General features: G+C 28.8%; 9 protein-coding genes and 1 riboswitch. Of the genes, 8 read left to right on the plus strand and 1 reads right to left on the minus strand.

What is annotated here, in order from left to right; all coding sequences use genetic code 11:
* Positions 1–3: 3 nt before the first annotated feature.
* The 7 genes from EIH23_RS04765 (at position 4) to EIH23_RS04795 (ending at position 7,980) form a co-directional block, all read left to right on the plus strand.
* Positions 4–429, plus strand: coding sequence for a GlcG/HbpS family heme-binding protein (locus EIH23_RS04765; protein ID WP_122639077.1), 426 nt, complete (start codon positions 4–6; stop codon positions 427–429).
* Positions 430–470: 41 nt separating this feature from the next.
* Positions 471–1,631 (plus strand): iron-containing alcohol dehydrogenase, encoded by a 1,161-nt coding sequence (locus EIH23_RS04770; RefSeq protein WP_122639078.1) that lies wholly within the window; start codon positions 471–473, stop codon positions 1,629–1,631.
* 239 nt (positions 1,632–1,870) lie between these two features.
* Positions 1,871–3,280: a [FeFe] hydrogenase, group A gene (locus EIH23_RS04775; RefSeq protein WP_122639079.1), complete on the plus strand. Its 1,410-nt coding sequence runs from the start codon at positions 1,871–1,873 to the stop codon at positions 3,278–3,280.
* A gap of 188 nt (positions 3,281–3,468) precedes the next feature.
* On the plus strand, positions 3,469–4,515 hold the full coding sequence (hydE, locus tag EIH23_RS04780; RefSeq protein WP_330566177.1) for a [FeFe] hydrogenase H-cluster radical SAM maturase HydE: 1,047 nt from the start codon (positions 3,469–3,471) through the stop codon (positions 4,513–4,515).
* 51 nt (positions 4,516–4,566) lie between these two features.
* Entirely contained in the window at positions 4,567–5,943 is a 1,377-nt protein-coding gene (gene hydG / locus EIH23_RS04785) for a [FeFe] hydrogenase H-cluster radical SAM maturase HydG (RefSeq protein ID WP_122639080.1), read from the plus strand.
* A gap of 18 nt (positions 5,944–5,961) precedes the next feature.
* Positions 5,962–7,149 (plus strand): [FeFe] hydrogenase H-cluster maturation GTPase HydF, encoded by a 1,188-nt coding sequence (gene hydF, locus EIH23_RS04790; RefSeq protein WP_122639081.1) that lies wholly within the window; start codon positions 5,962–5,964, stop codon positions 7,147–7,149.
* A gap of 126 nt (positions 7,150–7,275) precedes the next feature.
* A complete protein-coding gene (locus EIH23_RS04795; RefSeq protein ID WP_122639082.1) occupies positions 7,276–7,980 on the plus strand; it encodes a hypothetical protein in 705 nt (234 codons plus the stop codon).
* 527 nt (positions 7,981–8,507) lie between these two features.
* Here EIH23_RS04795 and EIH23_RS04800 read toward each other — a convergent pair.
* Positions 8,508–8,906, minus strand: a complete 399-nt coding sequence (locus tag EIH23_RS04800; protein WP_122639083.1) for a DUF2871 domain-containing protein — start codon at positions 8,904–8,906, stop codon at positions 8,508–8,510.
* 135 nt (positions 8,907–9,041) lie between these two features.
* A riboswitch (cyclic di-GMP riboswitch) is annotated at positions 9,042–9,126 on the plus strand.
* 180 nt (positions 9,127–9,306) lie between these two features.
* Here EIH23_RS04800 and EIH23_RS04805 point away from each other — a divergent pair.
* Positions 9,307–15,705, plus strand: a complete 6,399-nt coding sequence (locus EIH23_RS04805; protein WP_122639084.1) for an NPCBM/NEW2 domain-containing protein — start codon at positions 9,307–9,309, stop codon at positions 15,703–15,705.
* Positions 15,706–15,852: the final 147 nt, after the last annotated feature.

Below are 15,852 nucleotides of genomic sequence, written 5' to 3' on the forward strand. Positions count from 1 at the left end.
AAAATGAAAAAACTAAATGAATTTAAAGAATTAAGTTTAGATGTAGTTAAAGTAATGGCTAAAGCTGCTGAAGAAAAAGCATTAGAAATAAATGTTCCTGTAGTAATTGCAGCCGTTGATAAAGGTGCAAATCTTATGCTAATGCATAGAATGGAAGATGCATTCGTGACAAGTATAGATATAGCAATAAACAAAGCATTTACATCAGCTTGTTTGAGGCAAGGTTCACATGAGATAACAGATGCTATTCAACCAGGAGCATCTTTATATGGACTTCAACTTACAAATAACGCAAGAATCGTTCCATTTGGTGGAGGTTTACCAGTAGTAGTAGATGGTGTAGTTGTTGGTGCGATAGGCGTAAGTGGAGGAACAGTAAATGAAGATATGTTAATAGCCCAAGCTGCTGTTGATGCTTTTTATAAATAAAAAATATAAAACAATAATATAACAATTTGGAGGAGTATAAAATGAGTAGAATGTATGATTATTTAGTACCTAGTGTAAACTTTATGGGGCCAGGATGTTTAAAAGTTATTGGTGAAAGGGCTAAGATGTTAGGTGGAAAGAAGGTTTTAATAGTTACAGATAAATTCTTAAGAAACCAAGAAGGTGGAGCTGTTGAACAAACAATAAAATATTTAACAGAAGCAGGAATTGAAGTAGCTATATATGATGGAACAGAACCAAATCCAAAAGATACTAATGTAGCTGATGGTTTAAAAATATTCAAAGAAGAAAAATGCGATATGATAATTACAGTAGGTGGAGGTTCTCCGCATGATTGTGGTAAGGGGATAGGTATAGCTGCAACTCACAAAGGAGATTTATATGACTACGCAGGTATAGAAACTCTAACAAATGCATTACCACCAATAATAGCAGTAAACACGACAGCAGGAACTGCAAGTGAAGTAACTAGACACTGTGTTATAACTAATACAAAAACAAAAGTTAAATATGTTATAGTTAGTTGGAGAAACTTACCATTAGTATCTTTTAATGACCCAGAGCTAATGGTTGGAAAACCGGCAGGACTTACTGCAGCTACAGGAATGGATGCATTAACTCATGCAGTAGAAGCTTACGTTTCTAAAGATGCAAACCCTGTAACAGATGCATCTGCAATACAATCTATAAAATTAATAGCTAACAATTTAAGACAAGCTGTTGCTATGGGAGATAATATAGAAGCTAGAACAAATATGGCATATGCTTCATTATTAGCTGGTATGGCATTTAATAATGGTAACTTAGGTTATGTTCATGCTATGGCTCACCAATTAGGTGGATTATACGATATGCCACATGGTGTTGCGAATGCAATGTTATTACCTCATGTTTGTAAATACAATGTAATATCTAACCCACAAAAATTTGCTGATATAGCTGAGTTTATGGGCGAAAATATAGATGGATTATCAGTTCATGAGGCAGCAGAAAAGGCTATAGATGCAATGTTTAGATTATCTAATGATATAGGTATACCAACATCATTAAAAGAAATGGGTATAAAAGAAGAAGATTTTGAATATATGGCTGAAATGGCACTTAAGGATGGAAATGCTTTCAGTAATCCAAGAAAAGGTAATGAAGAAGATATAATAAATATCTTTAAAGCAGCATATTAATATACTCATTAAGAAATGACAGGGGAATTTTATGTAAAATTACAAATATAAAGATTATAGAAGCAAAGTAAAAAATGAACTCCTATGGAGTTCATTTTTATTTGGAAAAATTAAGTGAAGATAAAATACGTTTTTGTATTTCAAAAGTATAATTTATGACAATATGTTTGAAAAACTTTCATTTTGGTATGACTATATTGTAAAAATTTTATAATATAATTTATAAGGAGTACTAAAAGATGAAACATTTATTTACAGAAAAAGTTGTACCTATAGAGTCTGACAACAAAGCTATAAAAATAGACTACGATAAGTGTATAAAATGTGGTCTATGTAAGCGCGTATGTGAAAGAGAAATAGGTGTTGCCAATTTCTTTGATTTAGAGAAAACTAATGATATAGCAATATGTATAAACTGTGCACAATGTGCTCAAGCTTGTCCAGTTGGAGCTATAACTCAAGTTGAAGATATACATAGAGTTAAAGAGGCAGTAGAAGATAAAGATAAGATAGTAATATTTAACACAGCACCAGCAGTTCGTGTTGCATTAGGTGAAGAATTTAAGATGGAAGCTGGAAGTTATGTTGAAGACAAGATGGTTCAAGCCCTTAGAGAACTAGGTGGAGACTATGTATTTGATGTTACATTTGGAGCTGACATGACTATTATGGAAGAAGCAAACGAGCTTGTAAAAAGAATAGTTGAAAAAAATGAAAATATACCACAATTCACAAGTTGCTGTCCAGGATGGGTTACATTTGTAGAAACTTTCTATCCTGAGTTATTAGACAACTTATCTACTGCTAAGAGCCCAATTTCTATGCAGGGAGCAACTATAAAAACATATTTTGCTAAAAAAGCAAACATTAATCCAAGTAAAATTGTAAATGTTACAATTACGCCATGTACAGCTAAAAAGTTTGAAATAGATAGACCAGAGATGAATGACTCAGCTAAATTTAACAATATAGAAGGTCTAAGAGACAACGATATTATAATAACTACTAAAGAACTAGCTAAATGGATTAAAGAAGAAGGAATTGACTTTGAAAATCTAGAAGGATCTAAGTTTGATAGTATGTTAGGTTTAGGTAGTGGTGCTGGAGTTATATTTGGTAATAGTGGTGGTGTTACAGAAGCTGCTGTTAGAACTGCATATCATTCAATAACAGGTGAAGATCCTACTGGGGAACTTTTAAGCTTTGAGCCAGTAAGGGGGCTAGATGGAGTAAAAGAAGCATCGATAACTATAAAGGATGTTAACTTAAAATTAGCTGTAGTACAAGGAACTGCTCATGCAAGAAAATTAATTGAAAAGATAAAAAATAAAGACGTTGATTATGATTTTGTTGAGGTAATGGCCTGTAAAGGTGGTTGTATAGGTGGCGGTGGTCAACCTAAAACTACAAAAGTGATAAATGATAAAATAAGACTTAGCCGTATAGATGGATTATACGAAAAAGATGAAGAGTTAAATATAAAGTGTAGTTATCAAAATCCAGATATAATAGCAGTATACAATGAATTTTATCAAGAGCCATTATCACACCTAGCACATGAGCTTTTACATACATCATATGAATCAAAACAACATATGCTAGGCCTTGATAATTATGAAGAGATACCTTCAACAGATGAAATTATATAATTTGTAAAGGCTAAGATTTTTTAGTAGGCTGTCTTAAATACATATATTTTTAGGACAGCTTATTTATATTAAATTATAAAAAAAAAAAATATTAAAAATTTTATGAATTCTAAATATTATAAATTACAAAAAGTTATGAGATATACACTTAAGTAAAGAAAATATTATTATTAAATAGAGGTGACAAAGTGGATATTAAAGCTATAATACAAAAGTTATATGATACTAATGATGCATCAAGAGAAGAATTACTGTATTTATTAGATAATATAGATGATGATAGTAAGAAATTTCTTATAGATAAAGCTTACAAAACAAGATATAAATATTTTAAAAATACAGTATTTATTAGAGGTCTAATAGAAATTAGTAGCTATTGTAAAAAAGACTGTTTATACTGTGGGCTTAGAAGAAGTAATAAAAATGCTGAAAGATATAGATTAGATACTGAGGATATAATAGAGTGTGCAAAAAGAGGAGATAAGCTGGGATATAAGACTATAGTTTTACAAGGTGGAGAAGATGCTTTTTACACTGATGAAAAAATGATAGAAATTATAAAAGTTATTAAAAAAGAACTTCCAACTAGTGCACTAACTTTATCTATTGGGGAAAGAAGTTATGATTCTTATAAAAAGTTATATGAAGCTGGAGCAGATAGATTTTTACTTAGACATGAAAGTGCAACTAAGAGCTTATATGAATCTATTCATAATAATGAATTATTTGAAGAAAGAAGAAGATGTTTAAGAGATTTAAAGGAAATAGGATTCCAAGCAGGTGCAGGATTTATGGTAGGATTACCTAATCAAACTAATGAAGATTTAGTAAATGACTTAAGATTTGTAAAAGAATTAGAGCCCGCTATGTGTGGTATAGGTCCATTTATTCCTCATAAAGATACACCTCTTAGAGATTGTAGTGCAGGTACTACAGAAAAGACTGTAATATTACTTGCAATAACAAGATTATTACTACCAAAGGTGCTTTTACCTGCAACTACAGCACTTGCAAGTATTGATAGTAATGGAAGAAATGAAGGTTTAAGAGCTGGAGCAAATGTTATAATGCCAAATTTATCCCCAATGAGCGTTAGAAAAAAGTATTCTTTATATAATAACAAAGCATTTATATTAGATGAAGATGCGGAGTATAGAAATAGTATAGAAGAAAAACTAAAGGAAGCGGGATTTGAACTTGTTGTTTCAAGAGGGGATAATCCAGATTTTGTATAGTTTTGTAGCTTTGATAAATGAAGTTAATTTTAATATAAAAGGAGAAGAGTAATGTTCATAGATAATAATTTTATATACAAAATATTAGAAGAAACAAAAAGTCCAAGTAATAAAGAAATTAAAGAAGTTTTAGAAAAAGCTAAAAAAAGAAATGGATTATCATATAAAGATATAGCTATATTACTTCAAGCTGAAGATGAAAATGATTTAAAGGAAATATATAAATTAGCTGGAGAAATAAAAAGAGATATATATGGAAAAAGAATAGTGGTATTTGCGCCACTTTATGTGAGCGATTATTGCGTAAATAACTGTGTATACTGTGGTTATAGAAGAGATAATAAGTTTACAAGAAGAAAGTTAACTATGGAAGAAGTTGCAGAAGAAGTTAGAATTCTAGAGCAAATGGGGCATAAAAGATTAGCATTAGAACTTGGTGAAGATCCAGTAAATACACCTATAGATTATGCTTTAGAATGTTTAGATACAATATATAAAACTCAAAATTCAAATGGAGAAATAAGAAGAGTTAATGTAAATATAGCGGCTACTACTATTGAAAACTATAAAAAACTGAATGAAAAAGGAATTGGTACATATATACTATTCCAAGAAACATATCATGAAGATTCTTATAATAAGATGCATCCCAAATCTCTAAAAGGAAATTATGAATATCATTTAACTGCCTTTGATAGAGCTATGGAAGCTGGAATAGATGATGTTGGAGCGGGTGTACTGTTTGGACTAGCTGATCCTAGATTTGAAGTATTAGGACTTATGATGCACAATGCTCACTTAGAAGAAAAGTATGGAGTAGGATTCCATACTATATCAGTGCCAAGACTACAACCTGCTAAGGGAGTTACACTTGAAAACTACCCATATTTATTGGATGATAAAATGTTTAAAAAAGTAGTAGCAATACTAAGAATTGCAGTTCCGTTTACAGGTCTTATACTTTCAACAAGAGAAACACCAGAGATGAGAAGAGAATTACTTAAGTATGGAGTAAGTCAAATATCTGCAGGATCATCTACAGGTGTTGGTGGATATAAGCAAAGAGAAAATGGAGAAGAAGTAAAACAATTTAAAACTAACGATGAAAGAAGTCCAATAGAAATATTAAAGGAATTATTAGATGATGGATATATACCAAGTTACTGTACCGCATGTTATAGAAAAGGAAGGACTGGAGATAGATTTATGTCTCTTGCGAAATCAGGGAATATAAAATATGTTTGTGAGCCTAATGCAATCATGACCCTTCTTGAGTTTACTTTAGACTATGGAGATAAAGAACTATATGATAAAGCTCAAAAACTTATAGATACTGAGGTAGAAAATATACAAAGAGAAGATATTAAGAATTTGACTAAAGTAAGTTTAGAAAAAATGAAAAATGGTGAAAGAGACTTCTATTTATAGGAGTTATAGGAGGTAAGTATGAATATTACTCCAAATTCAAATAGAAAACATATTGGAATATATGGAAATACAAATAGTGGAAAATCATCTCTTATGAATAATATTTTAGGACAAGATATATCTCTTGTATCCAGTGTAGAGGGAACTACTACTGATCCTGTACAAAAGGCTATGGAACTTATACCATATGGTCCTGTTTTATTTATTGATACAGCAGGTCTTGAAGATAAAACTGAACTTGGAGCTATAAGAGTTAAAAAAAGTTATGAGTTTTTAAAAAGACTAGATTTTGCTTTATATATATTTGATGCAGCAAATCCTGACCTAGATACTTATAAAACTTGGAAAAGAGAAGCAGCTAGATACAATGTAGATCATTCTATAGTTATAAATAAAATAGATACTATAAGCAAAGAAGAAATAGATAACTTAGTTAAAAACTTTAATGAATATATTCTTGTTTCAGCTAAGGATAAATGTGGAATTGATAATCTAAAAAGTAAAATAATAAAGCACTTACAAGATGGAGAAGAAGAAAAAACTATTGTTGGTGACTTATTAGAATATGGTTCGAAGGTAGTTCTAGTAGTTCCAATCGATAGTGAAGCACCAAAGGGAAGGATAATTCTCCCACAGGTACAAGTTATAAGGGATTGTTTAGACCATGGTATAAAGACTTATATTGTAAGAGATACTGAACTTGAAGAAGCATTAAGTGAATTAAAAGATATAGATTTAGTTATAACTGATTCTCAAGTATTTAAGGAAGTTGATAGTATAATACCTAAAAATATAAAGCTTACAAGTTTTTCAATATTATTTGCTAGACAAAAGGGTGATTTTAATGAGTTTTTAGAAGGAACAAAGAAACTTGATACTTTAAAACCAAATGATAAGATATTAATCTGTGAAAGTTGCACACACAATGTGTCACATGAAGATATAGGTAGAGTAAAGATACCTAATATGTTAAGAAAGATAGTAGGTGGAGACTTAAATATTGATTATACGATTGGATATGATTTTAAAGAAGACATTGAAGATTATGATTTAGTAATTCATTGTGGTGCATGTATGGTAAATAGAAAAAGTGTACTAAATAAAATAAGTAAATGCAAAGAACGAAATGTGCCTATAACTAATTACGGAATGGTAATAGCATATTTTACAGGAATATTAGATAGATCGGTGGAGATATTTAAATAATTTAAAATTATTAAAATATAAAGTCTTAACTAAAAGGAGCTACTTAAAAATAGAGAGTAGCTTCTTTTTTTTTAGAGGATAATAATAAGTATTATAGAAACTAATATATAATTAGGGGTGGGGATATTGATATATAAGTCGGGAAAGAATGGATATTACAAATCTTATGAGTATGCAAAGACTATATTAAGTAAAATGAAAAAGATAACAGCTTTTAAGGCTTTTAGTAATGAAGAACATGACTATTATGATGTAATAGATAATAATAAAAATTATTATAATTTGATTTTGTTTGATGAGGCTTCTAATGAATATTGGTTTGATAATAATTGTGGGTGTAAAGGAATGGGAAGTGTTTATAGTGAGAAGATTCTAAGATTAGTAGGAATTAGAGAAAATTATAACTTAGATTCAGAAAAAGAAATATATAAATTTAACTTATGTCCCAATAACCAGTTAAACCTTTTAGTTGTTGAGATTGATTTACTAAATAGGATTAATAAGTACTTTATAAATTCTTTAATAAGCATAGATTTTGAAACTGCTTATATAAGATATAAGGCTTTAGATAATTTACAAAAATTTGGTACTATAAGGTCTATTGATAATGCTGTAGGCGAAGATTTATATGTAAAGTATTTCAATAATTATAATTGTATGGAAAATGTTTGCGAAAATGACGGTATTAATAATATATTATTTTTAGACAGATATTTAAATAAAGATGTTAAGTCAAATATAGGAAGTAATATAAAAAAATTATTAGAATTAGAAAGAAAAATATATATAAAAGAAATTAAAAAAACAGAATATGAGATATATAGTTATTAATTTTAATTACATATTTAATTGTGGATGTTATTATCGTAATTAGTTTCTACTATTGATATAAAAGTTATACTTACAACTGAGACTTTAAAATTATCTATGAAAGGTTGCATAGGAAACTAATGAAATGTGGATAAATATGAGTGAAAATAAAAAAGATATGAATCAGAAGAAAATATAAATAAGATGAATAAAACAAGTAAAAATATATTTTTATATAAAAATATGATTTTAATATATACAATGTGAAATTAATATGTTAAATTGTATAAGTATTCAGCGAGAAATGACAAAGTTCGATTAAATTCAATAGGAAATGACTTAATAAAACGACATTTAAGATTTGACATATAAATTTAAACCTCCAAAAAAGACTGTATCGGTACAGTCTTTTTTTATTTGTAAACAATTATCTATCTAATAAATGGTGATTATTTAAATTAGTAAGTTGTAAAAATAATTTTAATTACTAGTAATTGAGATGAGGATGCATAACTTTATTTTCATATTAAATTTTAAATGCTTATACATTAATGTTTAAGAGCCTTATTAACTATTACAGAAAACCAACATAAAGATACACCTAAAATAGTATGACCAAGTCCTGAAATATGATTAAACATAGCAAAATCACTATTGTTAACTTGTAATATACCTCGAAATACTAATGTAGCAATAAAATAAATAAAACCGATATTATATGTTATAAGCCATGATTTAAAACTTTTTATACTTGATATATTAAAGTTTTTTTCTAATAACAATACAATTATAAAGAATATAAATCCAAGCATTAAAACATGAGTATGTGTCGTGCTTAGGGTAGTTATTCCGGTGAAGTTATTTATTTTTGTATATTCTCTATAAAATACTCCTAAAGCTAATCCTAATATTAAATAAAATGTTGATATTTTAAAATATTTTTGCATGTCATACCTCCAAATATTGAATAATAATATTTATACCTAAAAAATTTTAACTTAAACTAATCATATATTTATAGATATAAAAAATAAAAAAGGAAAGAATTGACATAAAATGTCTGATATGATAAAATTCTTTTTAAATTTAATAGGCAAACTTATGGAAACGTAGGGACGCAAAGCTATAGGGACTAAGGTTTTTAAACTATGTCAGCCAGTTGCCAAAGAGTACATTATACTTTTTGTTTTAAGATTTAATAGTTAATATTACAGCATGTGTTTGCATGAAAAATATTAAATTATAATAAGTCTGTATTAAGTTGCTCTTTTTGAGCAACTTTTTTTATTACAATTTAAAATATGTAAATTTAATGTACTTCTGAGGGCGATTAATCAGGAGGGAGAAATGAAAAAGAAATTAGCATCAATATTAGCTATATCTATAATAGCTACAAATACTACGCCTACAATTAATGTTTTTGCAGATGAGATTGTAAGAAACAAGGCAACAAGTATAGAAAAAGAAGTAAACAAAAATATGACGGTGGAGACTTTCAAAATAAAGAATTATGAAAACTTCGCTAGATATAATGATTCTTACAAGGTAAATATAAAATCTATAACGAACAATGGGGGTAAGTACAATCAAAGTATTATAACTAATGCTATAGATGGTAAACTAGAAACTCACTGGGAAACAGGAAGAGAAAATAAAGCTGACTTTAAAAATGAGGTAGAATTTGAATTTGAAAACATTGAAAAAATAAACCGATTAGCTTATGCTACTAGACAAGATGGAGCAAGACCTAAGGGATATCCGAAGGTTGCACAAATATTAGTTACAGATTCTGATGAATCAGAATATACGTTAGTAGGTGAAGTTGCAAGTAATAGGGTAACCGGAGACATGGTTGAATTTAAATTTGATACAGTAGAAGCTAAGAAAGTTAAATTTATATTCTCTGATGCTCATGATGGTTGGGCAAGTGCTTCTGAGTTTTGGTTTTATAAAGAAGATAAAATTTTAGATAAAATGGAAAACATTTTTACAAATGACGATATGAATGAAGTTAATCCAGAGTTTACTAATTTAGAATCTCTTAAATCTTTAGAGAAAGAAGCTAAAAATCATCCATTCTATACAAACTTCAAGGAAGATATATATAATGCTATAACCATATTAGAAGGTGAAAAATTAGAAAGTACTTTAGCTAAAGTATCTAAATTAACTGCATATGGTACAGAATATCAAGATGATTATAATGAAAAATTTATGATACCAACAAGTAAAATAACAAAAGTAGAAGCTAATGGGGGAATATATCCAGGAACTAAATATGAATATATGTTTGATGGAGATCCTAATACACATTGGGAAACTAACAAAAGCAATAGCATGGATTTTACAAATGAAATAACACTAACTTTAGATGAAGCGCAAATTATAGATAGATTAGCTTATAAAGCAAGAAGTTCAAATAATAAGGGGTTCCCTACAAAATTTGAAATACAAGTTTCAGAAACATCTAAAGGAGAAACATTCCAGACAATAGCAACTGGAGAAGCTAAGGTAACAAGTGATATGGTTGAATTTAAGTTTGCTCCTACTAAAGCTAAAAGGGTTAAATTAGTATTTAATCAATGTAACACTGGTAGAGCCTTTGCTTCAGAAATTAGATTATACAAGAAAGATGAATTAAGTGAAAAGTACTCTACATTATTTACAAATGACAAGAAAAATGAAATTAGTAGTGAGTTTAATTCTATAGATAAACTAGGAAATTTTGCTAAGGAATTAGAACAACATCCTTTATATAATTTATATAAAGAAGGTATAAATGATGCTAGATTAATACTTGAAAATAAGAAGGTTACATATGTAGATGCAAGAGTATCAAAATTTAAAGCCTTTGGTTCACCAGAGTTAGCAGAGTATGACAAAGCTTATAAAATAGATAATAGTCGTATAGTAAATATAACTACTAACGGAGGTCACTATTCTAATGAAGTAATAGCAAGAGCAATAGATGGTAATATTGAAACTTCTTGGCATTCAAGTAAAACAAATAATGAAAACCACATTAATGAAGTTACAATGACATTAGACCAACTAGAAACTATAGATAAGATAATTTACACTTCACCTAGAGCTAGAGGATTTGCAGAAGAATTTGACATATATGTATCTAAAACTTTAGAAGGTGAAACTTTCGAGAAGGTTACAAGTGGTAGATCAAGTAGAACAAATGATTCAGTTTCTATAAAGTTTAATCCAACAGAAGCTAGAAGAGTTAAATTTTTATATACTAAAGCTTATGAAAATTTTGCACTAGCTTATGAGTTCGGTTTATACAAACAAGATCCAATTATAGATAAAATGGATAACTTATTTATAGATGAAACTATGAGCAAAGTAAGTGAAGAATTTGCTAATATAGAAGCTTTAAATAGATTAGAAGATGAAGTTAAAGTACATCCATTCTACGAAGACTTTAGAGAAGATATAGAAAATGCTAAAGCCTTAGTTGAACAAGGTGAAATTGAAGCAACTGTAAGTAAAACTAAAAAGTTCAACCATTATAACAACAAAGAGTATATGGAACAGTACGCTATAAAGAGAGAAAACATAAAGAAAATATCTAACAACGGTGGACAATGGTCTACTATGAAAATAGATAATGCAATAGATGGTGATTTAGATACATATTGGGAAACTAATACGTCTAATAAAGAAGATTGGAAAAATGAAGTTACTGTAGAGTTTATAAATCCAATAACTATAGATAAATTAGTTTATGGTGCGAGAAAATCTGACAGAAAAGGTTTTTTAGAGGAATTTGAAATTTATGCTTCTACTACAACTAAAGGAGATAACTTTAAATTAGTATCTACTGCAAAATCAGATAAAACTACTGGTTTAGTTGAAGCAAAATTTGAGCCTACTAAATTCCAAAGATTAAGAATAAAAGTAACTAAAGGAGATCAAAACTGGGCTACTTTAAATGAATTAATTTTCTTAAAAGAAGATTCCATAGCAGATAAAGTTTATAACATGTTTATAAATGATTTAATGAATGAATTAGTTGATGACTATGACACAATAGAAGAAATAGAAAGTTTAGAGAGAGAAGTTAGTACACATTCATTAAAAGAAGAATTGATGGAATATATAAAAAGAGCTAAAGAGATAGTTAAAAATCCTGAACAAGCTAAAGAATATGTGTACGAATTAGAATCTAGAGGGGACTCTATAAAAGAATCTCAAAAAAGACAAATGTGGAATTTCCAAGACTGGCAACCAACAGGTTTAGCTGTTAAATCAGGTCAACAAATAACTGTTTATGTAGATTCAGAACCAGGAACACCTACTCCAAGATTAGTGTTTAAGCAAATGGATTCTCAACATAATGGTAATGTTAATTTAAACTTATCTCCTGGTAAGAATGTTATAACAATACCGGAACTTGATTCTAATGAGTTAAGACCAAATGTAGCCAAAGCCGGTGTATTATACACTGTTAATCCTTATACAAAAGATCAACAAATAAGGAATCCTAAGATAAAAATAGAAGGTGCTTTCGAATATCCTGCTTTTGTATTAGGACAAGATGATGATGAAGTTATAATGAAAGAACTAGAAAAATATACTGATAAGTTAAAAGAAGATCCTACATTGCCAGATGTATTTGAAGTATTTAGTAAAAAGAACTTAGTAAATACTAGAGCTACATATGCCCTAGATTGGTATAAAAAGAATAATTTACTTCCTAGTTATACTGCAAATAAAGTAGATGAAATATTAGCGGAATCAATGAAATTCTGGGGATTTGATGGTTCTAATGAAGTAAACTCTGACTATAATTATAGATATGTATCTATGTTAAAGTGGTTAGATAACGGTGGATTTATGAATGCAGGAAATGGTATAACAGGTTACAACCAAAATGAACAAGGAGCAGTTTTAGGATATAACACTGGTTGGGGATTAATGCACGAATTAGGACATAACATGGATACTGCAAAAATGAGTGTAGTAGAAGTTACTAACAATATGCTACCGTTACACTTTGAAGTATTAGAAGGGAAGGTAAGTAGATTTACACAACAAAATCAATACAAAAATAACATATTCCCTAAAGTAACCAAGGCAGATTATTCAGAGAATATTTGGTATCCAGAAAATGATTATACTAATTTACAGCATATAGCTCCATTATGGCAATTACAGTTATATGATGAAACATTCTGGCCTAGATTACAACAGGAGTTTAGAGAGAATCCTTCATTAGGTGGAGGCAACTGGGATAATAAACATCAAGCTTGGGCAGTTGCTGCATCTAATGTAATGCAAATGGATTTAACTGAACATTTCGCTAGACATGGTTTTAGTGTAACTAAAGAAACAGAAGAACATATGAAGCAATATCCAAAGCCAGATGGAAAAATATGGTATATGAATGATAACAAATACTTAAAAGATGGTGAAACATTTAATGAAGACTTTGACTTAAAATTACATACAAAAATAAATAAAGAAAATATAACTTTAACTATGGAGCTAGATAAAGAAAATAATAAAAGTCTTTTAGGGTATGAAATATATAGAGATGGAAAATTAATAGGATTTACTAATACAGAAACTTATGTAGATAAAGAAGCTAATATAGGAACTAATCATAATTATGAAGTTGTTGCTTTTAGTAATGACTTAAATGTTGCAGAAGGTGTAACTGTTAAATCACATCAACCTAAGTTAGATGTTCAAAAGGATATAGTTATAGAACTTAATAAAGATTTTAATGCTCTAGATTATGTAGAAGCCTTTGATTACGAAGGTAACAAACTTAATAATATAACGGTAGAGCATAATGTGGATACGTCTAGAAAAGGTGAATATGAAGTAACTTATAAAATAACTCAAGATGGTGCTACTTTAACTGACACTACTACAGTAACAGTAGTAAGTGATTTTACTTACTTAACTGATTTAAAACACGAAGATGTTAAGGTTGGTTGGGGATCTCCTAAATTCAATAAGGATATATATGGTAGAGTAAATGGAATATCTAAAAAATTCCAAAAAGGTATAGGACTTCATGCAAATGGTTATGTAGTATATAACTTAGGTGAACATAATTATGATACTTTAGATATTAAACTGGGCACAGACTCTAGTAAAGCAGACAGTAGAACAACTTTAGACTTTAAGATAATAGGTGATGGAAAAGTTTTAGCAAAAACGGACATAAAGAGATATACTGATGATTTAGAGCATATTAAATTAAATATAGCAGATGTTAAGGAACTTAGAATAGAAGTGAGTATAGCAGGCGATAGTGATGCTAATGATCATGGCATAATAGTTGAACCTAAGTTAATAGGAAATAACTCTAAACCAGTGATAAATATAGATGAATCTCAATCAATAAAAGTAGGAGATACTTTAGAGAATGTAATAGGCAATATTGAAGCCACGGATAAAGAAGACGGAAACTTAACTAAAAACGTTAAGATAAGTGGACAAGATAAAGTTAACACGAATAGAGTAGGTATATATCCTATAACATATACAGTAGAAGATTCAGATGGAAATATTACAGTAGCTACTAGAAATATAAAAGTAGTTAATATGGATGATTTCACTTATCTAAGTGATTATAATTGGAAAAGTCAATCTAATAACTATACACAAGCTAAAAAAGATGTAGCTATAAGTGGTAGAAAGTTAACACTTACAGGTGAAAATAACGAAGCAGTTGAGTATGAGAAAGGTCTAGGAATGCATTCAACAAGTACAGTTATATATGACTTAACTGATAAAAATGCAGACATATTTAGTACTTATATAGGTGTAGATAGAGCAATGTATAATTCCGTAGGTCAAGTACAGTTTGAAATATATGTTGATGGTAAGTTAGCTTATGATAGTGGCATAATTAGAGCTAAAGATAAGCAAAAATATATAGAAGTAAATTTAGCAGATGCTAAAGAATTAAAGTTAGTAGTTAAAGATGGCGGTAATGGAAATGGTTCAGACCATGCAACTTTTGGTGACGCTAAATTACACTTTGTAAATACATCAAGAGTAGATAAAACTGAATTAACTAATTTAGTAAATGATGCTAAAAATTTAAATGAAGATAATTATTTAGAAGAATCTTTTAATGCAATGCAAATAGTTTTAGTTAAAGCAGAGCGAGTTTTAGAAGATAATAGTGCAAGTCAAGAGGATGTAGATAATGTATCATCAGAACTAAAAGAATCTATTAAAGAATTAACAGAAATAAACTTAGATGAGGTTGTAAATATACCAGATAAGTATTTAGCTAAATCTTTATCTAATGCTTTAGGTAAGTCTGAAGGATTTACTGTTGGTGATATGAGAAGCTTGACGGAATTAAGTTTAAGTGGTGTTACTAACTTAGAAGGTTTACAATATGCTAATAATTTAGTAAGTATAGAATCAGAGTATAATGAGATTAAAGATCTTAGACCATTAGCAAAGTTAAAGAATTTAGAAAAAGCTAATTTTAAAAATCAATTTGTGTCAGTTGGTGAATTAAGTGTAGTTGATGGAAGTGTTACAGTTAATACAGAAGCTTACAACAGAGCAGGAAAGAATGTAGCTACAAAAGTTGTATTAGTAGACCGTAATGGTAATGTGTTAAAAGAAGAAGCTGTCAATAATGCTGCAGAAATTAGCTTAGATGTTTCTAGTTTAGAAAGAGGAATATATGGAGTTCATGTTTCATATGAAGATGATGAAATAAGTGGTATATTAATGAATATAGCTACAATTAAATAAATTTTTATATAAGAGAGAGTGCTTTAAGAAATGAGGCATCCTCTCTTTTTATATTTACGTATACTTATTTTATAAATATGTAGTTAAAATAATAAGGCTAATTTTAAGTAGGTAGTATTTTTATTTTAATTACTAGTACAACTGATG

Origin of the sequence: Romboutsia sp. Marseille-P6047 (genome assembly GCF_900604535.1) — a bacterium.
Lineage (GTDB): Bacteria > Bacillota > Clostridia > Peptostreptococcales > Peptostreptococcaceae > Romboutsia_E.